This is a genomic window from Paenibacillus harenae (assembly GCF_030812415.1).
GTDB classification, from domain to species: Bacteria; Bacillota; Bacilli; order Paenibacillales; family Paenibacillaceae; genus Pristimantibacillus; species Pristimantibacillus harenae_A.
Genome location: NZ_JAUSST010000002.1, coordinates 1,045,873 through 1,070,899 on the forward strand (window position 1 = coordinate 1,045,873; position 25,027 = coordinate 1,070,899).

34 protein-coding genes are annotated in these 25,027 nt (G+C 50.0%); 33 read left to right on the forward strand and 1 reads right to left on the reverse strand.

All coding sequences use genetic code 11. The features are described from left to right. Positions 1-2: 2 nt before the first annotated feature. The 24 genes from J2T14_RS09695 to J2T14_RS09805 all read left to right on the forward strand — a co-directional run bounded on the left by J2T14_RS09695 (position 3) and on the right by J2T14_RS09805 (position 15,091). A complete protein-coding gene (locus tag J2T14_RS09695; RefSeq protein WP_307470232.1) occupies positions 3-503 on the forward strand; it encodes a (2Fe-2S)-binding protein in 501 nt (166 codons plus the stop codon). Continuing rightward, entirely contained in the window at positions 500-655 is a 156-nt protein-coding gene (locus tag J2T14_RS09700) for a hypothetical protein (protein ID WP_307470234.1), read from the forward strand. The genes J2T14_RS09695 and J2T14_RS09700 overlap by 4 nt, the downstream gene beginning before the upstream one ends. 109 nt (positions 656-764) lie before the next feature. Next, positions 765-1,262, forward strand: a complete 498-nt coding sequence (gene uraD, locus J2T14_RS09705) for a 2-oxo-4-hydroxy-4-carboxy-5-ureidoimidazoline decarboxylase (protein ID WP_307470235.1) — start codon at positions 765-767, stop codon at positions 1,260-1,262. 17 nt (positions 1,263-1,279) lie between these two features. Further along, positions 1,280-2,242 (forward strand): factor-independent urate hydroxylase, encoded by a 963-nt coding sequence (pucL, locus tag J2T14_RS09710; RefSeq protein ID WP_307470237.1) that lies wholly within the window; start codon positions 1,280-1,282, stop codon positions 2,240-2,242. Then, entirely contained in the window at positions 2,243-2,617 is a 375-nt protein-coding gene (gene uraH / locus J2T14_RS09715; RefSeq protein WP_307470239.1) for a hydroxyisourate hydrolase, read from the forward strand. 84 nt (positions 2,618-2,701) lie between these two features. After that, positions 2,702-3,760: an adenosine deaminase gene (add, locus tag J2T14_RS09720; protein ID WP_307470241.1), complete on the forward strand. Its 1,059-nt coding sequence runs from the start codon at positions 2,702-2,704 to the stop codon at positions 3,758-3,760. Positions 3,761-3,935: 175 nt separating this feature from the next. Continuing rightward, a complete protein-coding gene (locus J2T14_RS09725; protein ID WP_307470243.1) occupies positions 3,936-4,778 on the forward strand; it encodes a hypothetical protein in 843 nt (280 codons plus the stop codon). Positions 4,779-4,872: 94 nt separating this feature from the next. Further along, a complete protein-coding gene (locus tag J2T14_RS09730) occupies positions 4,873-5,466 on the forward strand; it encodes an AAA family ATPase (protein WP_307470245.1) in 594 nt (197 codons plus the stop codon). 24 nt (positions 5,467-5,490) lie between these two features. Then, positions 5,491-6,165: an HAD family hydrolase gene (locus tag J2T14_RS09735; RefSeq protein WP_307470247.1), complete on the forward strand. Its 675-nt coding sequence runs from the start codon at positions 5,491-5,493 to the stop codon at positions 6,163-6,165. A gap of 31 nt (positions 6,166-6,196) precedes the next feature. Then, a complete protein-coding gene (locus tag J2T14_RS09740) occupies positions 6,197-6,688 on the forward strand; it encodes an NUDIX hydrolase (protein ID WP_307470249.1) in 492 nt (163 codons plus the stop codon). A 30-nt stretch (positions 6,689-6,718) separates the two neighbouring features. Next, positions 6,719-7,150, forward strand: coding sequence for a GNAT family N-acetyltransferase (locus tag J2T14_RS09745; RefSeq protein WP_307470251.1), 432 nt, complete (start codon positions 6,719-6,721; stop codon positions 7,148-7,150). A 61-nt stretch (positions 7,151-7,211) separates the two neighbouring features. Further along, positions 7,212-7,847 carry a hypothetical protein gene (locus tag J2T14_RS09750; protein WP_307470253.1) on the forward strand — a complete coding sequence of 212 codons (636 nt, stop codon included), beginning with the start codon at positions 7,212-7,214 and terminating at the stop codon, positions 7,845-7,847. Positions 7,848-7,883: 36 nt separating this feature from the next. Beyond that, a complete protein-coding gene (locus tag J2T14_RS09755; protein WP_307208322.1) occupies positions 7,884-8,330 on the forward strand; it encodes a GyrI-like domain-containing protein in 447 nt (148 codons plus the stop codon). 23 nt (positions 8,331-8,353) lie between these two features. Then, a complete protein-coding gene (locus tag J2T14_RS09760; protein ID WP_307470255.1) occupies positions 8,354-8,944 on the forward strand; it encodes a hypothetical protein in 591 nt (196 codons plus the stop codon). 104 nt (positions 8,945-9,048) lie between these two features. Then, entirely contained in the window at positions 9,049-9,429 is a 381-nt protein-coding gene (locus tag J2T14_RS09765) for a hypothetical protein (RefSeq protein WP_307470257.1), read from the forward strand. A 41-nt stretch (positions 9,430-9,470) separates the two neighbouring features. Beyond that, a complete protein-coding gene (locus J2T14_RS09770) occupies positions 9,471-10,079 on the forward strand; it encodes a transglutaminase-like domain-containing protein (protein WP_307470259.1) in 609 nt (202 codons plus the stop codon). Positions 10,080-10,112: 33 nt separating this feature from the next. Beyond that, positions 10,113-10,478, forward strand: a complete 366-nt coding sequence (locus tag J2T14_RS09775) for an ADP-ribosylglycohydrolase family protein (protein WP_307470261.1) — start codon at positions 10,113-10,115, stop codon at positions 10,476-10,478. Continuing rightward, positions 10,450-11,046, forward strand: coding sequence for an ADP-ribosylglycohydrolase family protein (locus J2T14_RS09780; RefSeq protein WP_307470263.1), 597 nt, complete (start codon positions 10,450-10,452; stop codon positions 11,044-11,046). The genes J2T14_RS09775 and J2T14_RS09780 overlap by 29 nt, the downstream gene beginning before the upstream one ends. 11 nt (positions 11,047-11,057) lie before the next feature. Further along, a complete protein-coding gene (locus tag J2T14_RS09785; RefSeq protein WP_307470265.1) occupies positions 11,058-11,999 on the forward strand; it encodes an aminoglycoside phosphotransferase family protein in 942 nt (313 codons plus the stop codon). 107 nt (positions 12,000-12,106) lie between these two features. Further along, the gene (hisA, locus tag J2T14_RS09790) at positions 12,107-12,865 is read left to right on the forward strand and encodes a phosphoribosylformimino-5-aminoimidazole carboxamide ribotide isomerase (protein WP_307470267.1); all 759 of its coding nucleotides are present in this window, start codon (positions 12,107-12,109) and stop codon (positions 12,863-12,865) included. Positions 12,866-12,969: 104 nt separating this feature from the next. Continuing rightward, entirely contained in the window at positions 12,970-13,188 is a 219-nt protein-coding gene (locus J2T14_RS30830) for a YrdB family protein (protein WP_373458135.1), read from the forward strand. Positions 13,189-13,226: 38 nt separating this feature from the next. Next, positions 13,227-13,688 (forward strand): YdeI/OmpD-associated family protein, encoded by a 462-nt coding sequence (locus J2T14_RS09795; protein ID WP_307470268.1) that lies wholly within the window; start codon positions 13,227-13,229, stop codon positions 13,686-13,688. A 40-nt stretch (positions 13,689-13,728) separates the two neighbouring features. Continuing rightward, positions 13,729-14,277 (forward strand): hypothetical protein, encoded by a 549-nt coding sequence (locus J2T14_RS09800; RefSeq protein ID WP_307470270.1) that lies wholly within the window; start codon positions 13,729-13,731, stop codon positions 14,275-14,277. 13 nt (positions 14,278-14,290) lie between these two features. Beyond that, complete coding sequence (locus J2T14_RS09805) at positions 14,291-15,091, forward strand: GNAT family N-acetyltransferase (RefSeq protein WP_307470272.1); 801 nt, start codon at positions 14,291-14,293, stop codon at positions 15,089-15,091. Between the two features lie 80 nt (positions 15,092-15,171). Here J2T14_RS09805 and J2T14_RS09810 read toward each other — a convergent pair whose 3' ends face one another. Further along, a complete protein-coding gene (locus J2T14_RS09810) occupies positions 15,172-16,668 on the reverse strand; it encodes a malate:quinone oxidoreductase (RefSeq protein WP_307470273.1) in 1,497 nt (498 codons plus the stop codon). A 305-nt stretch (positions 16,669-16,973) separates the two neighbouring features. Here J2T14_RS09810 and J2T14_RS09815 point away from each other — a divergent pair, with 305 nt between their 5' ends. From J2T14_RS09815 to J2T14_RS09855, 9 genes are all read left to right on the forward strand, one after another. Continuing rightward, the gene (locus J2T14_RS09815; RefSeq protein ID WP_307470274.1) at positions 16,974-17,783 is read left to right on the forward strand and encodes an inositol monophosphatase family protein; all 810 of its coding nucleotides are present in this window, start codon (positions 16,974-16,976) and stop codon (positions 17,781-17,783) included. After that, complete coding sequence (locus J2T14_RS09820) at positions 17,780-18,349, forward strand: DNA topology modulation protein (protein WP_307470276.1); 570 nt, start codon at positions 17,780-17,782, stop codon at positions 18,347-18,349. The genes J2T14_RS09815 and J2T14_RS09820 overlap by 4 nt, the downstream gene beginning before the upstream one ends. A gap of 28 nt (positions 18,350-18,377) precedes the next feature. Further along, a complete protein-coding gene (locus J2T14_RS09825; protein ID WP_307208310.1) occupies positions 18,378-19,109 on the forward strand; it encodes a ZIP family metal transporter in 732 nt (243 codons plus the stop codon). 95 nt (positions 19,110-19,204) lie between these two features. Next, a complete protein-coding gene (locus J2T14_RS09830; RefSeq protein WP_307470279.1) occupies positions 19,205-20,170 on the forward strand; it encodes a nucleoside hydrolase in 966 nt (321 codons plus the stop codon). A 2-nt stretch (positions 20,171-20,172) separates the two neighbouring features. Further along, positions 20,173-20,685: an acyl-CoA thioesterase gene (locus J2T14_RS09835; RefSeq protein WP_307470281.1), complete on the forward strand. Its 513-nt coding sequence runs from the start codon at positions 20,173-20,175 to the stop codon at positions 20,683-20,685. A 99-nt stretch (positions 20,686-20,784) separates the two neighbouring features. Then, entirely contained in the window at positions 20,785-20,931 is a 147-nt protein-coding gene (locus tag J2T14_RS09840; RefSeq protein WP_307208306.1) for a hypothetical protein, read from the forward strand. Positions 20,932-21,265: 334 nt separating this feature from the next. Next, a complete protein-coding gene (locus J2T14_RS09845) occupies positions 21,266-23,251 on the forward strand; it encodes an acyltransferase family protein (protein ID WP_307470283.1) in 1,986 nt (661 codons plus the stop codon). A 417-nt stretch (positions 23,252-23,668) separates the two neighbouring features. Next, the gene (locus tag J2T14_RS09850) at positions 23,669-24,262 is read left to right on the forward strand and encodes a hypothetical protein (RefSeq protein WP_307470285.1); all 594 of its coding nucleotides are present in this window, start codon (positions 23,669-23,671) and stop codon (positions 24,260-24,262) included. Positions 24,263-24,335: 73 nt separating this feature from the next. Beyond that, a complete protein-coding gene (locus J2T14_RS09855; RefSeq protein ID WP_307470286.1) occupies positions 24,336-24,935 on the forward strand; it encodes an ABC transporter permease in 600 nt (199 codons plus the stop codon). Positions 24,936-25,027 lie beyond the last annotated feature (92 nt).

Genomic DNA, 25,027 nt, shown 5'->3' on the forward strand with positions numbered 1-25,027 from the left:
ATATGGGGGATAAAGCTGCAGACGCATCGACAGCTTATAAGCTGTCTTGCACGCTTAACGGCAAAGAAACTGAAATGGAAACAGCGCCGGCGAGAAAGCTGCTCTCCATCTTGCGGGACGATCTGGAGCTGACCGGCACGAAGCGATCATGCGAGATTGGGCGCTGCGGCGCTTGCATGGTGCTTATTGACGGCAAGGCCGTCAACTCCTGCCTGACGATGGCTTATCAGTGCGAAGGCAAGTCGATCGATACCGTAGAAGGCGTATCGGCGGGCGGCATCGATCCGATCCAGCAAGCTTTTTTGGAGGAAGGCGGCTTCCAATGCGGGTACTGCACGCCAGGCATGATTATATCGGTCAAAGCCTTATTGGACGGCAATCCCGAACCGAACGACGATGAGATAGCCGAAGCGCTCTCGGGCAATATATGCCGTTGTACGGGTTATGGCGGCATTTGGAGAGCGGTGAGGCTTGCAGCCGAAAGGAGACGTCAACCGTCATGAAACAACTACAACTTCCTTCCGAAGAAACGAATATAAGCAATCCTGTCGTTCATATTCCTTATTTACAGAGATGCGTCGAGCTCTCCGCTATGCCTCGCGGCGCTGGTAATACGCCATCTGGCGCCCTACTCGTTAACCGTAAGGCGACATGATTCTTCCGTGTCGAGTTGTTTTTGCGCAAGGAAACAAACCAATTCGGGTAATCGGACCGATTCCTGAGGTGGAATCGTCCGTCATTGCCGTTCATGAGGGGTACTGGCTATGACAACGATGAATGAAATGAATGAACTGGACCGACAAGCCTTCGTGGCGGAGCTCGGAGAAATATTCGAGCATTCCCCATGGATTACGAATGCGGCATGGGAACAGCGGCCTTTCGCTTCCGTTGAAGCGCTGCATGAAGCGATGGCTAACGTCGTAAGAGAAGCGTCGAAAGATCAGCTCATCGAGCTGTTCCGCGCTCACCCTGATTTGGGTACGCGGCTTGCGGTAGCGCCGTATTCGGCCAAAGAGCAGCAAGGTGCAGGCCTTAACCAGCTTACTAGCGAGGAGTACGAGGCGTTCTCGGAAATGAACCGCAAGTACGTGGAGCAATTCGGCTTTCCGTTCATCCTGGCCGTTCGCGGCAAGACGAAAGAAGATATACTAGCGGCAATGGAGTCGCGTATTCTTAATAGCTTGCAAGAGGAGACGACGCAGGCGCTGTCGGAAATCGAGAAAATCACGAAATTTCGCATTCAGGATCTCATTACGGGCTAGAGAAGGGACGGATGACGATGTTGAAGCTTCGAGGCGGCAGAACGCTCTATTATGGCAAAGGGGATGTGCTGAGCTATCGTACATTCGCTTCTCCGCTAGCCGTAAGCGCTATTCCCGAATCGACGTATACGGGCTGCAGCAACGTAATTTTCGCGCATAATATCAAGTTCTCCGTAAGCGGCGAATCTCTGCTCCCCTCCTTTACGGAAGGGGATAACGCGCTTGTCGTAGCGACGGATTCCATGAAAAATTTCATTCTTCGGCAGACTGCCGAATACGAGGGCAATACAACCGAGGGGCTGCTCGCTTTCATTAGCGAGAAGTTTCTGGAGCGTTATCCGCACTTGGATGCTGTTGAGATTAGCGCCGATCGGATTCCGTTCGACGCAGTCGTTGTTAGCGGCGGAGAAGGAGGCTTCGCTCCGAGCGAGGTCGTGTATCGACGTTCCCGCAATGAGCATGGGAGTGCGACGATGACGTGGCAGCGCATAGGCGATTCGACGGAGCTTGTATTTCACGAGAGCGCATTGTCGCACATTCAGCTTATTAAAGTGCATGGCAGCTCCTTTTTCGGCTTCGTCCGAGATGAGTACACGACGCTGCCCGAGAGCTTCGACAGGCCCTTATTTATATTTCTGTCGATCAGCTGGACCTACGAGGATGCCTCGAATGCGATTAACGGCGATCGCGGCCGGTACGTGCCGGCGGAGCAAGTGCATGATATCGCTCTTACGGTGTTTCATGAAGCCAATACGCCGTCGATCCAGCATTTAATATATAAAATGGGCCATCGCATTTTGAAGCTGTTCCCGCAATTGGCCGAGGTTCGATTCGAATCGAACAATCGTACCTGGGAGACGGTCGTCGAGCCGGCTGCGCCGGATTCGGCAGGCGTATATACCGAGCCGCGGCCGCCATACGGCTTCCAAGGCTTCACGATGACACGGGACGATCTACAAGAACAAAGGAGCGAAACATAGATGGGCGGACGTATTTCGACGCATGTGCTGGATACGGCTGGCGGCAAGCCGGCGGAGGGCATTGCGATTACACTAACTTACTTAGGCGATGGGGAAACGGACGGATACTCGCCGATCCTTATCGGGACTTTCTCGACAAACAGCGACGGCCGCGTTGATGAACCGCTGCTGGAGGGCGAGTCATTAAAGCGCGGTACTTATGAGCTGCTGTTCATGGCCGGCGATTACTTCCGCAGCGCTCCTTATCTGTCGCAGGTATCTGATCCGATATTCGATCGCATTCCGATCCGCTTCGAGGTTGCAGACGAATCAGGTCATTATCATGTCCCGCTTCTTGTCGCCCCCGGCGGTTTCAGCACGTATCGCGGAAGTTGATGGCCGATTTGCAGGAGTAGCGGCAAGCTCGCGTATAATAGCCGCTCTCGATGTCTATGAATAGAGCAATAAAGGGGGGATGCCATGATGATCAACAAATCGATGAATGACGTTCTGCACATAATGCCTAAGGTTGAACTGCATGTCCATCTCGATGGCAGCGTGAAGGCATCCACGATTCGCGAGCTAGCGGAATCGCGTGCCGATTCGTCGCTGCCGGAGAGCGATGATGAGCTGTTATCCCTTATGCAAGCCGATCCGGATACGACGAGCTTGACGCAATATTTGAGCAAGTTCAGCTTTGTCCTGCCCTATATGCAGACAGCGGAAGCAATCGAAAGAATTGCTTACGAGCTGGTAGAGCAAGCGGCGGAGCAGCAAGTCCGTTATATGGAGGTTCGTTTCGCCCCTTGGCTGCATACGCATCAAGGCTTGTCGATCGAAGATGCGATACGCCATACGATTAATGGATTAAGAAGCGGGGAAGAGCAATTCGGAACCGTAGCAAGGGCTATCGTTATCTGCATGCGCAACCATTCCTTCGAACAAAATATCGAGGCGATCGAGGCAGCGTCGATCTTCTATGCGAAGGGGGTCGTTGCGGTTGATCTTGCGGGAGATGAAGCTTCCTATCCTGCTCATCAATTTGCGCCTCTCTTCGAGCGGGCGAAGGCGCTGAAGCTGCCGATTACGATTCATGCAGGGGAGGCGGCCGGCGCATTCAATGTACGAGCGGCAGTGGAGGAGCTTGGCGCCATGCGAATCGGCCATGGCGTGCGAATGGAGGAGGACCCGGCCGTCATCGAGCTCGTCAAAGCTAAAAAAATTCCCCTGGAGATGTGTCCGATCAGCAACATCCAAACGAAGGCAGTAGAGGGTTGGACTTCGTATCCGTTACGGAAATATATCGAGGAAGGCATCATCGTCACTGTCAATACCGATAATATGACAGTGTCGGATACGACGATTACGAAGGAATATACGGCGCTGATGGAATATTGCGGGCTGACCCTGAACGACATTGCAGCGCTTGTCATGAACGGAGTGAAAGCCGCTTTCCTTGAGGATGGGCCTAAGGCCGAGCTTGTGAAGCGGTTCGAACTCGAGCTGTCGGAGCTGGGACTGCAATCGGCCGTTTATTAGGGAAAAAGCATGTGGAAAGTCATGATTGTCTGTAAAAGGCAGTCGTGGCTTTTTTGCGTTTTTCAGATGGATTTATTTGGATATAAGTGCAACCAATCATTCACTGCTGAAGTCTATATGGGTAACGGGTCGCAGCATGAACCGCATAAACCGTGTTACGGGAAGGATGTCGTCGATGAAAACACGTCATTATCGGATGAGCGGATTTGTGTTGCTCTGTTTAATCATCGTGTATGCGAGTTGTTCGAATGTTCAGCACTATGAGAAAAAAATGGTTGAGAAGGATCGTACGATAGGCGAGCTGCAACATCTGTTGGCTATGAGAACGGCTTCCATATCTGAAGGTCGTTCATTGCTGGATCGGACGAAACGGCAATATGAATGGCTTCGGATGCTGAATGCGGATACGAAATGGGATAAAGTCGTTGTCAGGAGGTTTGTCGGCGATGCCGAAGCAAGGACAATCACAGATCCGGTTTTTCTTGCGAATATAGGTGCACTGCTCCATTTAGAGTCGGTTGGCGAAACGGACTTTCCAAGCGGTTATCAGTCGGATGTTGGCACATATGTATATGAGTTGCAAAAACAAGGCGAGGTTTATAGCGTTCAAGTTGTTCATCGCGGTGTCATACAGGCAGCAGCGAATGAGCTTTATTTCGAGGTGGATGGCAGCGTCCATCAGCTGGGCGTTGCTTTCATGCCTAAGCCAGCCTTCCTGAAGCATGATGGTTTAGTATCCAAAATGGCTTCGAGCGGCGCGGTTAAGCGAGGAGAGAGCTATGTGCAATTTGCTCCATTCCGTGTACAGTCACGCGTTGCGCCACTGGCAGAAGGAGAGCTGTTAAAAGGTGCGCCTGATCAGGCTGGAGAACGGCTAGAAATTTTTACATTCTATTATTACGGCCAACAGCTTCTAATGGAGGTGTATGCCGATTACGCGCATCTGACCGGCGACGGTTCGGAGGAATGGATCGGCTTGCAGGATGCGGGAACGACGCTGCTGGGCGAAGCAGGCTAAGCTTTCTCCAATCCGAAAGATCTACTTTACGTTATAACACTGTAAAGTTATTCTTTCGGTTGTGGTAAAATAAAGTTGCAGCGAGGTGGCTATTTTGATTATTTGGATTAACGGCGCTTTCGGATCTGGCAAGACGCAGACGGCTTACGAGCTGCATCGCAGGGTGGAGCATGCCTATGTGTACGATCCGGAAAATGTCGGTTATTTTCTTCGCAAAAACGTACCGAAAGAGCTCGGCAAAAGCGACTTCCAGGATTATGGGCTTTGGCGCGAGCATAATTATTCGATGCTGAGGTATCTGGACCGAGAGTACGACGGTCTCTTGATCGTTCCGATGACGCTAGTCGATCCTCTTTATTTCGATGAAATCGTTGGAAGACTACGAGAAGACGGAACGAGTGTGCACCATTTCTCGTTATGCGCTTCGAAGACGGTTATTCATAACCGATTGAGAAAAAGAGGGGAAGGCCGGCATTCATGGGCTGCCCGGCAAACTGAACGGTGCATAAACGCACTTGCCGATGAACGCTTCGGATGGCATGTGGATACCGATAATCGGTCCATCGAGGATAATGTAGCGTTTATTGCCGAACGAGCTAGTATCTCATTGCTGCCGGATCATCGGAGCGGCTGGAGCAAGAAGGCAGACCGGATCAAAACGCAGTTAAAACATATTCGATTTTTCTGAACATCAAGCTTTGGAGGTTAATCGATGAGCATGGAAGCCGTTTTATTTGATTTGGACAATACGTTATTGAATCGCAGACTTGCATTTCGCAGATTCACAGAACGGTTAATAGACAACTATATGATAGTCGATCGCGAAGCGGACAAATCTCTTATTATAGATGAGATCCGTATGGCGGATCGGGATGGGTATCGAGGCAAAAGAGAGCTCTATTCGGAGTTGCATACTACCTACCGCTGGAAGGAAGGCGTGACGCCGGAGTCGCTGCTTTCCTATTGGTTCTCGGAGTTTTACCGTTGCACCGTATTAATGGACGGGGCCGTCGATACGCTGAGTCTCGTGCGGAGCAAGGGATTGAAGCTTGGACTCATTACGAACGGCTCGGCTCATTCTCAGAACGCGAAGATTGATTTTGCCGGTATAAGGGATTATTTTGACGCGATCATCGTATCGGACGAGGTTCAGGTGAAAAAGCCTGATCCGGCGATCTTCGCTGTCGCTTTGCAAAGGCTCGGTGTCAAGCCGTCCGATGCCATTTACGTGGGCGACCATCCCGTTAATGACGTATTAGGGGCGCGCCGGGCAGGGCTGCGTTCCGTTTGGTTTCGGGGCGACGAGCCTTGGGACGAGCGATTGGAAAAGGGTGAGCCAACCCTTATTCATCTCAGTGAAATTCGAAATATCATCAACAAAAGATAAATGCTCGAACGAAAGGTCAGGTTGAACATCTATGTTGGCATACACCCTATGCTTCATTAAGAGAGGGAACGAAATATTGCTGCTTAACCGGGAGAAGTCGGCTTGGATGGGCTGCTGGAACGGTATCGGCGGCAAAATCGAGCAAGGCGAGTCGCCTCGGGAGTCGATGCTGCGCGAGTTGGAGGAGGAGACGGGTATTGCTCCGCTCTCTCTTCATTTCAAAGGCATTATTTCATGGAAGTCCGAGATGGCCGGCGAGTATGGCGGGATGTACACGTATGTAGCCGAGTTGCATGAAGGGTATGCGTACGAGACTCCGATTAAGACGGACGAGGGAATATTGGATTGGAAAACGATCGATTGGATCATGCACCCAAGCAATGAAGGGGTGGCTGCGAACATTCCGTTGTTCCTTCCTAGCATTTTGGAAGATCCGGATTGTTATGAGCATTGTACGATTTATAAGGATGACGAATTGATCGCGCATTATTCGCATCCTATTGAAACAACGGTTGAAGAATAGATAAATGCATGCATGGGGTGATTTATCGATATGATTCTAATTCGCGGTTATCGACCGGAAGATATGGAAGCGATGGCGGCTTTGATGCTGGACCTTGGTTATCCGACTAACGCTGAACAGATGAAGGCGAGACTCGAGCGTTTAGGGGAAGCAAACGAAAATGAGACGCTCGTTGCGACCATCGAAGACAAAGTCGTAGGCATGATTGGATTTCGCAAAATGTATTATTATGAAGCCGATGGATTTGTCGTACATATTAACGTCCTCGTAACGAAGAACGAATATCAAGGCCAAGGCGTAGGCAAGCAGTTGATTGCCTATACCGAGCAGCGGGCAAAAGAACAGGGAGCTAACGCACTGTATTTGACGAGCGGGATGAAGCCTGAACGCGAGCGAGCGCATGCTTTTTATCGAAATCTAGGTTTTCAGACAACGGGCTACCGCTTCGTTAAGCCATTGTGAAAAGAAGTGTCATGCTCCTAAGTAGACATGAGAACAAGCGAATAAAGGAGACGATAGGAGATTGCTGAAGAAGTGGTTTATTCCATTCTTGAGAGGCGGACGCGGTGTTAAACCGTTGAATGCAAGGCCGGCTTTGAACTTCGATGCAACGCCGGACCTGCCGCTAGGATTCGGCTACAAGATGCAATGGTACGCGGTCAGGACGAAGGATACGGAAGGCGTCGCAGCGCAACTCATGCTGAACGATATTCAGCCAGCCAATTGGAGCAGCGGCGTAAGAGGCGCATACGAGGGGTATTATTTCGTAACGCCGCCAATCGACGGATGGACGTTGATCGCGAATGCATCAATGCCTGGAATTAGCGCAAACGAGCAGCCTCATACATACAGCAGGCTGCAATCCTTAAGCACTGTATATGGAGCTGCCTATTACTTCGGAACACATCGGATCGTAGGTTATCAAGCTTGGGCTCATGCAGCGAACGGTTCGATCGTCAGAGCCTATGGTTATTTGGGAGAGAGCGAAGAGACACTCGTCGATGACGGTGAACCGACGGCAGATGAGTTAGAGCTCGGGTTGCTCGACCACCCTTCAGACGAACAAGACGTTCTTCGTCTAGCAGCCTGTTGGACGATAGATCCGCTATTGGAAAATGTATCGGCCGAACCTAGCATCGGCATAATCGGGGTCGCGTAAGTGAATATCTTTTGCGAATAAACGGAGGGTTTTCGAATGAACGGAAGTCAAGTGGAACTCGTAAAGCTCGATGCACAATATTTTGTCGGTTTGTCGATAACCTCTTCGTTCGAAGGGCATGATTCGAACCGGGTCGAAACGCTTAAGCAGCAATTCATGGCCCGAAGATTTGAGATTAAGCATGCTGTTAATCCGGTTCAGTATGTGTGTCCCCATTTCAATTCGGAAACGTTGTTTACCTATTTTTACTGCCTGGAAGTAAGTACGCTCGAACATATTCCGGAGGGGATGATTGGCTTCAGCATTCCTGCCCATACATATGCGAAGGTTAGGACGGAGCTGGATCCGTACGAGGTGCTTCATCGCTATCTGAACGAACAAGGACTTCAGAATGACTCGAAAGCTTTGGCCCTGGAAATCTACAATATGGAATCGCCGCGGTGGCCCGATCAAGTAAATGTCTACATTCCTATTAAGGATTAAGGATTTCATTAGGAGGAAGCGGCATGGGATCAAGAGTGATGCATTACTGTATACAGTCGATGTTAAGCGAGCGATTAGATATAAACGATCCTCAGTTTCTACTGGGCGGTATCGCCCCTGATGCAAACAAACCTTTGGGCGTGCCGAAGAACGAATCTCATTTTCTTCGAACCGATGAAGACGGCATCGTAACTTCGGACTATGAAGCATTCAAACATAAATACATGTCGGAACATCGGCATCCCTTTTATCTCGGCTATTACTTTCATCTGATACAGGATTGGGTATGGGTGGAGGACATTTATGATCCGAAAGTCAAGCGGCTGCCGCAGCCGGATAAGAAGCGTGCTCAAGAAAGCTACTATCGGGATTTCTGGCGGTTGAATGGGAAGCTCATTGACCATTACGGCCTAGCGCTGCGGCCGATGGAGGTTGTACCTGTAGCCATTGACGAGATCGAGTACCGTATGCTTCCAACGTTATTGGATGATTTGATCTCCGATTTCGAAAGAAAAGACGAGGCTAAGGAGCAGCAGCTTGAGCTATTAACCTTCGAGGAAGTTATTGCAGCGTTAGAAAAGTCCGTCGATGTTTGTTTGGCTCATGCACGATGAGACGACCAAAGGCTTTTGCGTACTGTAAATTAGCTGCTCTCATCATTTTAGCATTAATGTTAAATGGCTGCGCGAACAATCTCCAAGGCGACCCCTTTGAGTTTGTGATGAAATACGGTGTCATGTACAAGAACGAGCTGAATACGCATGAAAATACGTTTACGAAGGATCTAGTGATGGATGGAGTCGTAACGACGGATCTGACGCTCTCGGAACAGCAAATGAATGATATTCGCAAACAAATGGAGCAGATGGATATCGAATCTTATAGAGGAACGAATGAAGGCAATATAATGGAGCCTTCGAGCGGCTATCAATTCGACATTCAATGGGAGGGGAAGCCGCTTCTCGTTGATTGGAGAGGCGTGTTCGGCGACGATAAGAAAGCCGAGCAAATGCGCAAGCTTACGCAATTAATAATTGGAATGATTGAATCGAATGATGCGTATAAAAAGCTTCCTGCTATTCGAGGAGGCTATGAATAAGGTGATGATGTTCCATAATGAAAAAGAGAGGATGTGAATCGTTGAAGCTAATTGCCGAATCGAATCATATGGCGAATTATTTGGCGGAGCTGGGGGAGGTTGATTACAGCCATCACGAAATACAGCTGCTGCTCAAACGGCTCTATAAACCGAATATGAATGAAACTGAAATGGCCGAAGCGGCTTTCCGGTTCGTTCGCGACGAAATCTCTCATACCTGGGACATCCAGAGCGAGCGCATAACGAAAACGGCTTCCGAGGTTCTTAGATTCAAGGAAGGTATCTGCTATGCGAAATCCAATCTGCTAGCGGCGCTGCTGCGAGCCGTTCAGATTCCGACGGGTTTTTGTTATCAGAAGCTCACTTTGGGGGATACGCCGGATACGGGCTACTGCATCCATGCGCTGAATGCGGTATATTTGCGCAGCTATGGACGTTGGTTTCGGCTGGATGCGAGAGGGAACAAGGAAGGCATTCAAGCGGAATTCAGCTTGGACGAGGAGAAGTTGGCGTTTCCGATCCGGCCGCAATACGGGGAGATTGACTACCCTGTCATATTCGCAACGCCAAGCGCCAAGACGATGGATGTGCTGGAGCGTCATACGAACGCCCTTTACATGTATGAACAAGGGTTGCCTGTCGAGCTGTAAATATACCATTACTCCGGAAGGAGGCCTTTTGCGATGAGCAGAGTAAAGGATGGCATTATCGGATTATGCCTTGGCGATGCACTTGGCGTGCCCGTTGAATTCAGGAGTCGCGATGCGATAACGAAAAATCCAGTCGTTGATATGATTGGTTATGGAACCTATAATCTGCCTCCCGGCTCATGGTCGGACGATAGCACGATGACTTTCTGCCTGATGGAGAGCCTGGCGGATCGGAAAAAGGTTGATCTCTACGATCTATCCGATCGCTTCGCGAATTGGTTGTACGAAGCCTATTGGACGCCATACGGGGAAGTATTCGATATTGGCAATGCCACACGATTGGCGATAATACCGAGCAAGGACAAAGAAGATGAGACCGGAGCTTGCCGGAGGCAATGACATTTCCTCCAACGGAAACGGTTCGCTGATGCGCATACTGCCAATGGCCTATTTCATGCAGAATGCTGTTTTGGAAGAGAGGATGAGGGCGGTCGCTGACGTATCCTCGATCACGCATCGGCATCCAATCTCGATAATAGCGTGTATTTATTATGTGGAGATGGCCGTCTACTTGCTTGAGGGGCTTTCTCTGGACGACGCGCTTGCAAGAACGAGAGCCGTAATTCTGGCACACTATTCAAATGATCTCCACCTGAAACATTTCGAACGTCTGTTGTACGTCGATTTCCGCTCGTTGAATGAAAACGATATCGAGTCCAGCGGTTACGTCATTCATACGCTGGAAGCGGCGGTCTGGAGCTTGCTTACGACTGGCAGCTATAAGGAAGCGGTTCTGAAAGCGATCAATTTAGGCGAGGACACGGATACCACAGGCGCCGTAACGGGCGGGTTGGCTGGTCTCTATTACGGACATGGCGAAGTGCCGTCGGATTGGATCAATCGACTCGCAAGAATTAATGACATTAATGATCTATGCGACATATTTGAGTCCATGTTGGGCAATTAGGGGGGAATGCCATGCATGCGAGCCAGGTTCATGAATGGATAAAGCGTGATATACACAGTTTGCAGGGGTATACCGCAATCGACCAAATCCATAAAGGATATTCGGGCGATATGAAGTTCGTCGTTGGAAAGCATGATAAAAGTTATTTGCTTAAGTGCTTCGGGCTTAATGATATGGAGCAGAAGCAAGCCGAATACGATGTGTTGAAGCAGTTGGAATCGCTTGGCGTAAAATGCTCATATGCAATAGAGATCGGACGTCTGACAGGTGTCGAGCTTGGCTATATGGTGATGACTTATGTTGAGGGCGACGACGCTTCCGACATGCTGCCTCGCTATCCAGAGGAGGAGCAATACCAGATCGGACTTGAAGCGGGAAGCCAACTGCGGCTCATTCATCAGTTGACGGCAGATAAGCGGATGGAAGACTGGTATAAGCGGAAGCTTGCCAAATATCGCAATTATGTGGAGCAATACAAACAGTGCGGAGTACGCATCGCGGGAGACTCAAGGATATTGGCATTCATCGAGGAGCATCTCCATCTAATGAAGAATCGTCCAAACCTGTTCCAACATGATGATTACCATACGGCTAATTTAATTGTGCGAAACCATGCTTTCGCAGGCGTTATCGACTTCAATCGGATGGATTGGGGCGATCCCGTGCATGAGTTTTTGAAGACGGGTTTCTTCAGTGCAGAAGTGAGCGTACCGTTCTCCATCGGCCAGATCAGAGGCTACCATCATAGGAACGATCCGAGTGAACGCTTCTGGCAGTTGTACGCGCTCTATGTCGCGATGTGTACGATTTCTTCGATCGCATGGATTATGAAGGTGAAACCGGACGAACTGTCCATTATGATGGCTAAGGTCGAACGGGTGATCGAGGATCATGATCAATTCACGCGTATGATGCCGCGATGGTACGATACATGGAAGGATCGTCTTGACTGAATACGAGGTTGATTCTTTCCAATATGCGCGTTCTGAAGTAAAATGAAGCAAAACGGTTATGCCGACTAGGCGACAAGACTACATACAGGAAATGGTGGAGACAGCTCTTGAAATTTAAGCCATGCATCGATCTTCATGACGGCAAAGTAAAGCAGATTGTAGGGGAAACGCTTCATGCCGACCAGGAAGGCATCATTGAGAACTTTGTTTCGACCCATGACTCGGCCTATTACGCTTCTTTGTTCAAGCGGGACAAGCTGACCGGCGGCCACGTCATAATGCTAGGAGGCGGCAATACGGAAGCGGCCATACGCGCCTTGAACGAGTATCCGAACGGGATGCAGATTGGCGGCGGCATCAACGCAGAGAATGCGCAGCATTACTTGGATCAAGGCGCATCGCATGTCATCGTGACCTCGTACATCTTCCGCGACGGAAAGTTGGATAAGATCAACTTGGACAAAATGATCGCGGCAGTCGGCAAGGATCGTCTCGTGATCGATCTGAGCTGCAAGGAAAAGGACGGAAAGTGGTATGTCGTCAGCAATCAATGGAAGCAGTTCACCGACTTCGAGGTGAATCAAGACAATATCGCCTATTTGGAGCAATATTGCGATGAGTTTCTGATTCATGCGGTTGATGTCGAGGGCAAACAACAAGGCTTCCAGCAAAGCTTGGTGAAGTCGCTTGCCGAGTGGGTGACGATCGCGACGACTTATGCCGGCGGCGTCAGATCGCTCGCCGATCTGGAACTGTTCGCTGCGCTGTCGGCAGGCAAGATCGATCTGACGATCGGCAGCGCGCTTGACATTTTCGGTGGCAGCTTGTCCTATGACGAGGTCGTGGCCTATTGTGCCAATCGATAGCAAAGATGAGCAAGCAAGCGAATGTCCCACTATAGCCTGTAAGGTGTAGGGGGATTTTTTCTTTAAGCGGCTTAGGAGGGGGCGTACGTTGTTTCGAGTTTTAAATCGTTCCGGTCGGAGTCGCTTACGCTTGGGGAAAGATCATATCGCCGAAGGCAATCGTCAAGCTGCCGCTTTATGGCGTTTTAATGGTTGAGGCCGTTATTTGCGGATTTGCTATCGGTGCATTATTCGACTTGGGTCATGGATCATTCGCAATTGCATTCGGAATCGTCGCTATTATCAATCGTGCGATTATATTAACTCAGAAGATGCAGCCCTGAGCCACTGTGCGGTTATATCTAGTTTGGAGGGATGCCCAGTGAAATTCTATGAGTTGCAAACGGAGCTGCTCAAGCATGAGGGTATGGACGCGACCTATATTGAATTCCGTTACGATGTTCAGAAGGAGTTCAATACCAAGGGGCAAGTGAAGGTGAAAGCTGTATTCCGTAATGGAACGGAATATAGAGGCTCGCTTGTAAAAATGGGCATGGATTGCCATTGTCTCGGCATTCCGAAGGCTGTACGCCAACAGCTTGGCCTATCAGCGGGCGATGTTGTGCATGCCGTCATTTACCCGGATATCGAGCCGCGGGCAGTAGACGTTCCAGATGATCTGACCGCTGCGCTTCAAGCCAGCCAGCTTGAAGATGCCTTCCGCAACAAGTTATCGTACTCGAAGCAGAGGGAAGCGGTTCAGTCGATCGAGAATGCGAAGAAGCCGGAGACGCGCGCCAGGCGAGTGCAAGCCGTGTTAGAGAGCTTGTTAGCTGGAAAGTAGTGAAGTATTTTATTATTCACCTAGGAGAGGTGCAGCAGCTTTGACGAATCCCGCTTTTTCTATTCATTATCGGTATACGTTGCTAGGCAGTTTCCAGCAAATATGGTCAGAGTTATTCGGCAAACATCCTTACAGAGTGCTAGCAAACGCGATCATAACGATATGCGGTCTATTGCTTGCTATCAATACGAAGGAGCTATTAATCACGATCAGCATGTTGTGCTGGCTCGTGACGATTTATTTTGGCCTTAAGCTTATCGCGTCGTTAGTGCTTGTTCCACTTTTCTTCTACCTCCGAATGAGGAAGCATGGCGAGGTTTACATGGCTTATTCGGTAAATGGCGTGGAGATGAAGACGAATAAAGAAAGCGGATTCAAGGAATGGGGGCACTATAAGCAAATAAACGTGAATGAGAGCAGCTTCCAAATGGTGAGAAGAGACAATATCGATACGCATAAAATATCGCGAAGCGTCTTCAAGGACGACGCGGAATTTCAGCGTTTCCATACGTTCGTGCAGCAGCGTCTGCGAATGGCCGAAACAAGGCTGGCGGTAGAGCGGCAATCGGAAACGGAGGTCGAGGGCTAAGGTGGGCGAGCAGTTGCTTTCAGAAACCTTGATCTCCCGTATCGTTCAGTCGGAGATCGACTACATGACCGACCGAATGCTTGCGATTAAGGAAAGGCCGGGCAATCCGGAAGGGATCGAGATCTGGCAGACAGGCCATACGACCTGTTATTACAGTGAAACGATGCCATGGGCAAGCTTCAACACGGTTAAGGGGTTTCGCGGCGAGGATATCGAACATTTGGATTCAATCCTGGAATTTTATGAATCTCGAGGACGTAATGCCCATTTTGAATTAATCCCGTCATTTGTCGATCAGATGTTGATGCGGACGCTCTCGGAACGCGGATTGTATCAGTCCGGCTTCCATGCTTCCATGTACGCGACTCCAGTCTTGCAGACCAATGAGAAAGATGATGCTGCCATTCGAATCCGGATGATCGAGGCGGACGAATTCGAGGTATATGCGCGAATCCATTGCCGGTCGACAGGGTTGCCGAACGATGGCATACCGCATGTTGCGGGCAATAATAAGGTGTTGTACGACCGCGCGGGTTGGTTCTTCTATCTCGCGTCAATCGAAAATGAGCCTGCCGCAGTCGGCGTGATGCATGTGAGCAATCGGATCGCCTCGTTCACCTTCGCCGCGACCCTGCCCGAATATCGAGGGAAGGGGCTGCAAGGGAGACTATTGAGCGAGCGCATTCATGCTGCGGCGCAGCAGAAGTGCGAGCTGGCAGTGGCGCAATGCGCGTTTCTATCGCAAAGCCATCGCAATATGGAGAAGGCCGGCATGCGAATCGGCTATGTGCGAGCTTCATGGTCGCAGCGTTAAACGGCAGCATTTTTAAGAAAAAAAGAACCTTCAATCTATTACATAGATCAAAGATTCTTTGTTTCGTAAAGCGTAAAGATTTAATTGTAGGCTAGTTCTTTAGCGCTTAGACCAAGCGCTGTTGCAGTTGAGGTGTGAATGTCGCGAAGAAGCTCTGGATTATTCATTAATGACACGCCGTATGAAGGAATCATTTCTTTGATTTTCGATTCCCACTCTTTCATATGTTGCGGGAAGCATTTATTAATGACCTCCAGCATAACGTGAACGGCAGTAGAAGCACCTGGAGAAGCTCCCAGCAATGCTGCAATCGAGCCATCGGCGGCATTAATAACTTCGGTACCGAATTGAAGCGTGCCTTTGCCGGCTTCCGTATCTTTGATAACTTGTACGCGTTGGCCAGCTACGACTAAATCCCAATCCTCGAGTTTGGCGTTAGGAATAAACTCACGCAGCTCTTCCAAACGTTTTTCCTTCGACAACATGACTTGCTCGATCAGGTATTTGGTCAATGACATGTTCTTTGCCCCTGCCGACAGCATCGTTACGAGATTATTCGGTTTGACGGACGTTACCAAATCAAACATGGAACCGGTTTTTAAAAACTTTGGCGAGAAGCCGGCAAACGGTCCAAACAGCAACGATTTTTTATTATCGATAAATCTGGTGTCAAGATGCGGAACGGACATTGGAGGAGCTCCAACCTTAGCTTTGCCGTAAACTTTGGCATGGTGCTGCGCTACGACATCCGGGTTATTGCACACCATAAAGATCCCGCTAACCGGGAATCCTCCAATATGTTTTCCTTCAGGAATACCGGATTTTTGGAGTAAATGCAGGCTTCCGCCTCCGCCTCCGATAAAGACGAATTTGGCTGTATGGCGTTCGATGCCGCCGCTGCCGTTGCGAACTTTCAATGCCCACGAGCCGTCGCTCGTACGTTTCATATTATCGACGCTATGTTTGTATTTGATCTCGACGTTTTTGCTCTTTAAGTGGTCAAACAAGATGCGGGTTAAAGCACCGAAGTTGACATCCGTACCCGTATCGATTTTTGTGGCCGCTATAGGTTCATCGGATGGACGATCTTCTATAATAAGCGGAATCCATTCCATTAATTTGGCAGGGTCGTCGGAAAATTCCATCCCTTGGAACAGGGGGTTATTTGTCATCGCTTCAAAACGTTTCTTTAAGAACGATACATTTCGTTCCCCTTGCACCATGCTCATATGAGGCAACGGCATAATAAAGTCCTGCGGATTGCTTATTAGCTTGCTGTTTACAAGATAAGACCAAAATTGCATGGAAAGCTGGAACTGTTCGTTAATATTGATAGCTTTGCTAATATCTACCGATCCGTCCGGTTTCTCGACCGTGTAGTTAAGCTCGCATAACGCAGCATGCCCAGTTCCTGCGTTGTTCCATTCGTTAGAGCTTTCCTCGCCTGCATTTTCGAGCTTCTCGAACACTTTAATTTCCCACTCCGGGACTAATTCTTTCAGTAGCGTACCCAATGTCGCGCTCATGATTCCGGCACCGATTAAGATGACGTCCGTTTTAGATTCTCTGTTACTCATTTTTACCATCCTTATACCCTAAAATTTGAAGAAAGGATGTAGGCGCTCCCGTTTAGGCGTTCTATCAAGCCAAGGCGCGACCTAGTCGCACACCTTTCTGTTTTCAATAGTTTCAATTATAACTATATCATAGCGTATTACAATTATTTATAGATTAAAATATACTATCAGTCTGATAATTATAAGCTATTTAAAAGCTGATAGAAAGTGAGAAGTAAATCCACAAGGCCTTAAATCAAATTATTCATGTATACGTTCGGCGGTTCTTCTTATACAATGAAATCTCAGTTATCATTGGAGGTGCGATGATGGAGCAGCAGGTGCTTCGAATAGCAAGAGAGGTTGCGATATCTTCAGCCTATGAAGCAGGGCGGGTCATTCGTGACCGATTCGGCATGCTAAACCAGGCTCGCGAGAAGGATGAGCACGGCGACCTCGTGACGGAAGCGGATCATAAGGCGGAAGCCGTTATTTTACATAAAATTCAATCGGTATTCCCGGGGCATCGGATACAGTCGGAAGAAGCCGGCGAGATCGCAGCGGAAAGCGAATGGACGTGGCTGGTCGATCCGCTTGACGGGACGAATAATTACGCGGTCGGCTTGCCGTTGTTCGCGGTATCGATTACGCTCGTGCATCGGCAAAGTCCCGTATTGGCGGTTATCTACGAACCGATGACAGAACGGCTGTACGTAGCAGCAACGGGTGAAGGAGCGACATGCAACGGCAACGGGCTGGAGATTGGGGAACGAGGTCCGCTTGCGAAAGCTAGAGTCGGCTGGATTCAAGGTCATCTCGTGCAGCAAGATCGGAAGGCCGCTAGGCTTCGCCACCATATCGAAGCCAATTCGAAGAGATTGATGCGTCTATGGGCGCCGACCTTGCAATGGACGATGCTGGCTAGAGGCGACCTCGATGGCATTATCGTATTCAACTCCGAAGGCGAAGATTTGTATTCCGGCTTGCTCGTCGTACAAGAAGCCGGCGGAATCGTGATGGACTTTGAAGGCCATCCTTTCACGGGGACGGGCGGTCAGCCTTATCTGATCGCTTGTCGAAGCGAGCATCGCGCTTATTTTCTAGACCTGGTACGCGAAGGATTGAATGAGCAATGAAGAGAGTTCTTATTATCGGCTCAGCCGGAGCCGGCAAGTCGACCTTGTCCATGAAGCTTAGCCGTCTCATCGGTGTGCCGGTCATTCATTTGGACCGCTATTATTGGCAGCCGAATTGGGTAGCTACTCCTAACGAAGAGTGGGATGAGGCCGTCAAGTCGTTCGCGGAACAAGAGGCATGGATTATGGACGGCAATTACTCCCGAACGCTGGATATGCGCATTGCGCGTGCGGATACCGTTATTTTTCTGGATGCTCCGCGAATATTATGTATGTATCGTATATTTAAGCGCAGAATGCAATATCAAGGGCGTACGAGACCCGATCTCAACGAGGAATGTCCGGAGAAGCTGGACTGGGCGTTCATCGTCTGGGTATGGAATTATAGAAAACGAAGCAGACCCGCGATACTCAGGAAGCTTGAGGCCATTGAAGGCGAGAAGACCATTATCATTGCAAAGTCGAGAAAAGAGGTCGAGGCGCTGCTGGAGCAAATCCGCAAAGACCAGGCCGACACGGCTCCCGTAGTCAGCGGAACGGGCAGTGGAAGCGGAAGACATTCCTAACAAGCTATAAGGAGAATCAACAACCAACATGACAGCGGCACTTATAGGCAGCTTTATATCGGCCATGGCGACGGTACTCGGCGCAGTACCGCTGCTGTTCGTCAAGAGCTTGTCCGAGAGATGGAAGGACGTGCTCATTGCTTTTACCGCAGGTATAATGGTATCGGCATCAACATTCGGCTTACTGCCGCAGGCGCTGAACGAGTCCGGCATCATCCCGCTTACGGTCGGCTTGCTGATCGGAATCGTGGCGCTTGATTTGCTGGAGAAAAATATCCCGCACATCGATGTCGAGAACGAACGGGGCATCTCCTCGTTCGATTCCAAATCCTTGCTCGTCATCATCGCGCTGTTCATCCATAACATTCCCGAAGGCTTAAGCACGGGATTCAGCTATGCAAGTGAAAATGCGGGGCTTGGCCCGATGGTCGCAATCGCCATCGGCGCTCAGAACATGCCGGAGGGGCTTGTGCTTGCCGTTTTTCTGATCCATTCGAAGGTGAGCAAGCTGAAGCTAATGCTGCTTGTCACGTTAACCGGCTTGATGGAGGTTGTGTCCGCCATCGTCGGTTATTTTACGGCAAGCTACATTCAAGAGCTAATCGGCTATGGGCTCGCCTTTGCATCCGGGGCAATGCTGTTCATCGTCTACAAGGAGCTCATTCCCGAGACACATGGACACGGCTACGAACGATCGGCTACGTATTCGTTCATTATCGGCCTTCTGGTCATGATTTATATTAGCTATTTCTTCGGATAATAAAGGTTATGAGCAGCCCGAGCTTCAAAAAAAGTTTTTTGGCAACATGCACCTCTTTCGATTACAATGAACGTACATGAGGGAGGTTTTATGACATGAGTAATCCATTACGTATTCTATTGGACGTAGATACAGGCGTCGATGACGCTGCTGCTATATTGTTCGCTTTATTGTCGCCGGACATTAAAGTAGAAGGCATTACGACGGGCTTCGGCAATATCGACATGGAGCAGGCGACGGAAAATACGCTTCGCGTCATTCAACTCGCCAATTGCGGGTATCAAGTACCGGTTGCAGCCGGGGCGGCTAAGCCATTAAAGCGCGATTACAAAGGGGCTGTACCGCATATACACGGCCATAACGGCATCGGGGATGCGGACATTCCGAGATCGCCTCAGAAGTTGCTGGAGGAATCGGCAACTGACTTCATTATCCGCATGGCATCCGAGAATCCGGGTGAGCTTACGCTCATTACAGTAGGGAGACTAACGAATCTGGCGCTTGCGCTGATGAAGGATCCGTCCGTAGCGGACAAGCTGAGGCGAGTGTTCGTTATGGGCGGGACGGTGTTCGCGCCAGGCAATGCGACGCCGGTCAGCGAAGCGAATCTGCATGGCGATCCGGAAGCGGCCGCTGTCGTATTCGAATCGAACGTGCCGCTTACTGTTGTGGGTCTCGATGTCACGCAGAAGACAAGGCTTACGCGCTCTCACCTGGATTACTTATCGCAATACGCCTCGGAAGAGAGACAGCCGGTCGTAGCTTTTTTGAAGGAGTCGATGGAAGTTTATTTCGATTTCTATCGGAAGTCCAACAACTTCTTGGGAGAATGTCCGATGCATGATCCGCTTGCGGTGCTTGTAGCGCTTAATCCGTCGCTCGTACAAGTGCAGTCGTTGCCAGCGGTCGTCGATTGCGGAAGCGGTTTAACGGCGGGAATGATCATGACGGATCGGCGCGTGAAGCCGAATGTCGGCCGAGCCGTCGAGTTTTGTATAGAAGTCGATTCGGAGAGAGCGATACAGCAGCTGCTATCCGTATACTGTAGAGGGGAACGATAACGATGGAGCAAAGATTTTCTCGAGAGTCGAAGTGTTTCAAAACAGCTCGCGTATTCCCGACTGACGTGAACAACCACAATACGTTGTTCGGCGGGAAGCTGATGGCTTACATCGACGACATCGCATCGATTGCGGCAACGAAGCATTGCAGGCGTTCCGTCGTGACGGCATCGACGGATTCCGTGGACTTCCTGCATCCGATCCGGCCTTCGGACTCGGTATGCCTCGAAGCGTTCGTGACTTGGACAGGCCGATCGTCGGTTGAAGTATTCGTCAAGGTGATCAAGGAAGATCTGCTCAGCGGCGACCGTATCGTCGCGGCTACGTCGTTCTTAACCTTCGTGGCGCTGAACGCCGACAGAAAGCCGGTACCCGTACCGGGCGTCATGCCGGAGACGGAAGAAGAAACGAAGCTGTACGAGACGGCTCCGCAGCGTGCCGATATGCGGAAGATGCGCCGCGAGGAGAGCAAGAAGCTTGCCGGCTTCCTCACGGTGAAGCATCCATGGGATTAAGCCGATCCTATGGCTGGCGATTAATTATGAGCCATATCGGGTATTCTAGGCTGGATCGCATACTGAAACATGCGAATCGAGAATAAGGAGGCCTGCGCGATGGCTCGGAACAAAAACCGCTCATTCCAGGGCGAGCAGCAAGCATTAGCGGCTAAGTCGAAGCAAGCGGAGAATAACGTAGCCGCCTCGACGGAAGAGAACCGCAATCAAAAAGGGCATGTGCCTAACAGTCCATCTACGGGGTAGCGTGACGAAAGAAGTGTAGGGAGTATTTCTCTTGTTTTTTTCGAAAAAAAGCATGTCTATGTCGAGCGAATTCGGCGTAAGCATGCTTTTTTTCGTTGCGTGCGCATATGGTTCAATCATCGGGACTTTGCCGGCGGCAAAAACTCGTTTTTTGTTACTCTTCTGTAACGACATTTTAGTAAATGAGCTATATAATTAACCCTATAAACAAAAAGCATCCAGAAAGGGCTGTGCACCATGTACGACAACCGCCGAAGCAGAAGCAAGCATGTATCAACAGAACAAAGAAAGAGAAGGCAATGTGACGTTCCTTTAAAGAAAGGAAAACACGATAATGCCTAAACCGATTGGAAACAGCTCCCGTTATATGCCCGGTCTGGATGGACTCCGAGCGATCGCCGTACTTGCGGTTATCGCGTACCATGTAAGCTTTGATTGGACGCCTGGCGGTTTGTTGGGAGTAACGATGTTCTTCGTTTTATCCGGTTATCTTATAACCGATCTCTTGCTTGCGCAGTGGTCCGAGCATAAACGGATCGATTTTAAAACTTTCTGGTTGCGAAGAGCCCGCAGACTGCTGCCGGCTATGTTTATTATGCTGGGCCTAGTGTCGCTATGGTTATTTTTAACCGATACAGGCAGACTTTACTCCATAGGAGGAGATATCGGCTCTGCTCTGCTCTATATAAGCAATTGGTGGCTGATTTTTCACGATGTTTCTTACTTCGAATCGTTCGGACCGCCTTCGCCGCTCGGACACTTTTGGTCATTGGCGGTTGAAGAGCAATTTTATCTCATATGGCCTATTGCGCTGCTCGGCGCACTTCAAATTGCGCGTATGCGCGGACAGCTATTAACATGGACGATAGCGGCGGCAGCCATTTCCGCTTGTCTAATGACGCTGCTCTACACGCCCGGAGAAGATCCAAGCCGCGTATATTACGGTACGGATACGAGGGCGTTCGCGCTGCTGATCGGCGCATCGCTTGCCATTGTATGGCCCAGCCGCAAGCTGGCATCGAACATATCGCTGAAATCGCGCTTCGCGCTTAATTTACTTGGTTTGATCGGTCTTATCGTAATGATCGCGATGATCGTATTGACGAAGGAATATGATTCCTTCTTGTACCAAGGGGGCATGGTCGTTGCTTCGCTGGCGACTGCCGCTATCGTAGCAGCAATCGTTCATCCTGCCGTGAAGCTTGGATATGTAATAGGCTTTAAACCGTTGCGGTGGTTAGGCGTCCGTTCTTATGGCATATATCTGTACCATTATCCAATCATCGTGCTATCTACGCCGCAGGCGGATTTCGGTGAATTTCACGCGGTAAGGGCGCTGTTGCAGGTTGCGGCTACGCTTGCGATCGCGGAATGGTCATGGCGCTATATCGAAGAGCCGATCCGCAGAGGAGCGCTCGCGAGATTATTCGCAGAGTTCAGAAGCTCGACGAGGCTGCTAAGCTTTAACTTCCGCAAGATGATGATGCTGTTGCCGACCGCATTGTTGGTAACCGTTTCGGTGTCCTATGCCAGCCACGCGGAACTGCTGCACGAGGCCGCGTATCCTGCCGGCTCGACGCCGGAGCCTCCGTATACCGAAGTAGGGAATACGCCTGCTCCAAGCCTGAATCCGGGCGGTTCAGGCGACACGGAGCATGCCGGCTACAAGCCTGAGTCAACAAGCAAGCCGCCTGTATCGAAGCCTACGGAGAAGCCGGCGCCGACACCGAAACCAACGAATGCGACCGAGCCGGAGGCAACGCAAACACCGCCTAATCCGGCGACGGAAGTTCCGCCGTTAACGCAGCCGACGGAGACGCCGGATAACGGCTCTCAGCCGGAGGAGCCGGTCGTGAAAGATGCCATTACGATAATTGGCGATTCCGTCATTTTGAATGCTGCCCCGTACTTGGTTGAGCAATTCCCTAACCTGACCGTCGATGGCAAGGTCGGTCGTCAAATGTCGGATGCTTCCGAGGTGATCGACGCCTTCATCCAAAGCGGCAAGCTGGGCGATATTGTTGTCATCGAGCTGGGCACCAACGGATCGTTTAAGTCGAAGCTGTTGTATGCCTTGTTTGATTCGATTGGCTCGGAGCGCCGCATTCTGCTCGTCAATTCGCGCGTTCCCCGCGAGTGGCAGGATGACGTGAATAAGACGCTGGCTGAAGCCGCGGAAAAGTACGACAACGTATCGCTTGTCGATTGGTATTCGGCAAGCAAAGGCAAAGACGATTTGTTCAATAAAGACGGCGTTCACTTAGGCAAGGAAGGCTCGGTCTACTACGCCAATATGATCGCTAAAGCGATTAATGGATAGCTAAACGAGTATAGAGCAACGGAAAGTGGCTATTCTGCAAATGAACTGCACCCCGTCAAGTAGACAGCTCAAAAAATAAAAACAGTTAGGCGGCCTTGGTCCTGAATTCCATCGGACTGAGGCCTTTTCGTTTTGCCTGCAATTAATGTTAGATTTTCACCTGCGGACGATGGAGGACAAGCGCCTTTTCCTATTTTCCGACGCAAATGCCCAATCTACTAAAGCGGAATTTTCATAGAATAAACCATTGCTAGAGTTGGATGATTTGCTAGGATCATAACGAGCATTCACGCACTGGAAATCAATTGACAATCAAGGGGGGATAAGCAGTGAAACGGCATATACTCGGTGGCCGCATCCGTCGGCTTCGTCACGGCAAGTCCGTTAACGACAACTTAGAAACGAGGGGGATTATCGATGATCAAAAAGATGGTTAATAAAAGAGTTGTGAAGAAGCGCTCCGTCACATTCACGAAATCGAAATCGATCAGCACCGGCATCGCGACCAAATGCAAGCCCAAAAAATGGCCGGCGCCGAAAAAATCGTTCAAATGCAGAGGCCGTAAACGCGTCATCCGGAAAACCGAGCTCAGCAGGGCGTCCGCGTTTCGCGCGCTCGCTAGTACGCCTCAGTCCGCAACGCCCGGCCAGGACATACAGGTACGCTATCAAAACGAAGTGCTGGACGTGAACAATGAGTACAATCCGCTCACGTCGACGTTCCGTCCGCAAAGAAGCGGCGTATACTCGCTCGTTGCTACTGTCGCTTTTTTTAGCGAAACGCCCCCCCCGCTGAACGTATTCCTAACCATTCGAGTGAACGGCATCGATCAGATTTCCGATTTCGAGGTTTTCAGCTCGCTTGCGGGGCTGATCGACGCGTCCGGCATAATCCCGTTAAACGCGGGCGATACGGTGCGGGTATTCGTTTCATTTAGCGGGGAAGGCGAAGGAAACATCGTCATAGCCCAACGAACGTTTACCCGCTTCGAGGGAGCCAGAATCCGTTAATGCCGGTTAATGAGCAAGAACAGTCTTTTTCATGTTGGCGTTAAAGTAAAATTGACGATCGAGGGGATAAGCAATGACCAAACTGATTGTAAGAAAAAGTATCGTGAAGAAGCGGTCTGTCACCTTCAAAAAGACGAAAACGATCAGCGCCAGCATCGTAACAAAATTTACATCCAAAAAAAAGTGCGCGCCGAAACGGGCGGTCAAATGCATATCGTGCAAACGCTTCGTACGGAAAAACGCCGTCAAAGGGGCCTCCGCATTCCGGGCAATCGCAAACCAAGGTCAAACCGTGCCTCACGGAATGATCGTCCAGGTGCTCTTTCAAAATGAAGATTTTGATGTCAATAATGAATATAATCCGCTCACCTCAACGTTCCGTCCGAGGAAAAGCGGCATTTACTCGTTAATGGCAGCAGTCACTTTCGCTCTCATGAATGCAACTCCTCCGGTCAATGCCGAACTAATTATTAGAGTGAATGGAATGAGTCAAATTTCGGATTTCGAAGTTTTCAGCACCACAGCGGGAGTCATCGACGCGTCCGGCATTCTACGGTTAAACGCGGGAGATAACGTGCAAGTATTCATTGTATTTAGTGGTTTCGTCCCTGAAGGCAGCGTCGTCATATTCTCGGGAATCGGTACCCGCTTTGAAGGAGCCAGAATCCGATAAATCCCGTTGCCGCGCGATAGGCAAACATAACATCAAGGGGCTGCCCCAAAAAGTCGAAACTGACTTTGCGGGGTAGCCTCTTCTTGCTCCTC

Excerpts from the sequence above, each read along its gene's own strand:
- uraD (WP_307470235.1), top strand. The coding sequence starts at position 765 with ATGACAACGATGAATGAAATGAATGAACTGGACCGACAAGCCTTCGTG.
- J2T14_RS09775 (WP_307470261.1), top strand. The coding sequence starts at position 10,113 with ATGAGCAGAGTAAAGGATGGCATTATCGGATTATGCCTTGGCGATGCA.
- J2T14_RS09725 (WP_307470243.1), top strand. The coding sequence starts at position 3,936 with ATGAAAACACGTCATTATCGGATGAGCGGATTTGTGTTGCTCTGTTTA.
- add (WP_307470241.1), top strand. The coding sequence starts at position 2,702 with ATGATGATCAACAAATCGATGAATGACGTTCTGCACATAATGCCTAAG.
- J2T14_RS09735 (WP_307470247.1), top strand. The coding sequence starts at position 5,491 with ATGAGCATGGAAGCCGTTTTATTTGATTTGGACAATACGTTATTGAAT.
- J2T14_RS09850 (WP_307470285.1), top strand. The coding sequence starts at position 23,669 with ATGATCAAAAAGATGGTTAATAAAAGAGTTGTGAAGAAGCGCTCCGTC.
- J2T14_RS09755 (WP_307208322.1), top strand. The coding sequence starts at position 7,884 with ATGAACGGAAGTCAAGTGGAACTCGTAAAGCTCGATGCACAATATTTT.
- J2T14_RS09815 (WP_307470274.1), top strand. The coding sequence starts at position 16,974 with ATGATGGAGCAGCAGGTGCTTCGAATAGCAAGAGAGGTTGCGATATCT.
- J2T14_RS09835 (WP_307470281.1), top strand. The coding sequence starts at position 20,173 with ATGGAGCAAAGATTTTCTCGAGAGTCGAAGTGTTTCAAAACAGCTCGC.
- J2T14_RS09855 (WP_307470286.1), top strand. The coding sequence starts at position 24,336 with ATGACCAAACTGATTGTAAGAAAAAGTATCGTGAAGAAGCGGTCTGTC.
- uraH (WP_307470239.1), top strand. The coding sequence starts at position 2,243 with ATGGGCGGACGTATTTCGACGCATGTGCTGGATACGGCTGGCGGCAAG.
- J2T14_RS09780 (WP_307470263.1), top strand. The coding sequence starts at position 10,450 with ATGAGACCGGAGCTTGCCGGAGGCAATGACATTTCCTCCAACGGAAAC.
- J2T14_RS09820 (WP_307470276.1), top strand. The coding sequence starts at position 17,780 with ATGAAGAGAGTTCTTATTATCGGCTCAGCCGGAGCCGGCAAGTCGACC.
- J2T14_RS09695 (WP_307470232.1), top strand. The coding sequence starts at position 3 with ATGGGGGATAAAGCTGCAGACGCATCGACAGCTTATAAGCTGTCTTGC.
- J2T14_RS09840 (WP_307208306.1), top strand. The coding sequence starts at position 20,785 with ATGGCTCGGAACAAAAACCGCTCATTCCAGGGCGAGCAGCAAGCATTA.
- J2T14_RS09760 (WP_307470255.1), top strand. The coding sequence starts at position 8,354 with ATGGGATCAAGAGTGATGCATTACTGTATACAGTCGATGTTAAGCGAG.
- J2T14_RS09825 (WP_307208310.1), top strand. The coding sequence starts at position 18,378 with ATGACAGCGGCACTTATAGGCAGCTTTATATCGGCCATGGCGACGGTA.
- J2T14_RS09830 (WP_307470279.1), top strand. The coding sequence starts at position 19,205 with ATGAGTAATCCATTACGTATTCTATTGGACGTAGATACAGGCGTCGAT.
- J2T14_RS09810 (WP_307470273.1), bottom strand. The coding sequence starts at position 16,668 with ATGAGTAACAGAGAATCTAAAACGGACGTCATCTTAATCGGTGCCGGA.
- pucL (WP_307470237.1), top strand. The coding sequence starts at position 1,280 with ATGTTGAAGCTTCGAGGCGGCAGAACGCTCTATTATGGCAAAGGGGAT.
- J2T14_RS09700 (WP_307470234.1), top strand. The coding sequence starts at position 500 with ATGAAACAACTACAACTTCCTTCCGAAGAAACGAATATAAGCAATCCT.
- J2T14_RS09785 (WP_307470265.1), top strand. The coding sequence starts at position 11,058 with ATGCATGCGAGCCAGGTTCATGAATGGATAAAGCGTGATATACACAGT.
- J2T14_RS09745 (WP_307470251.1), top strand. The coding sequence starts at position 6,719 with ATGATTCTAATTCGCGGTTATCGACCGGAAGATATGGAAGCGATGGCG.
- J2T14_RS09740 (WP_307470249.1), top strand. The coding sequence starts at position 6,197 with ATGTTGGCATACACCCTATGCTTCATTAAGAGAGGGAACGAAATATTG.
- J2T14_RS09845 (WP_307470283.1), top strand. The coding sequence starts at position 21,266 with ATGCCTAAACCGATTGGAAACAGCTCCCGTTATATGCCCGGTCTGGAT.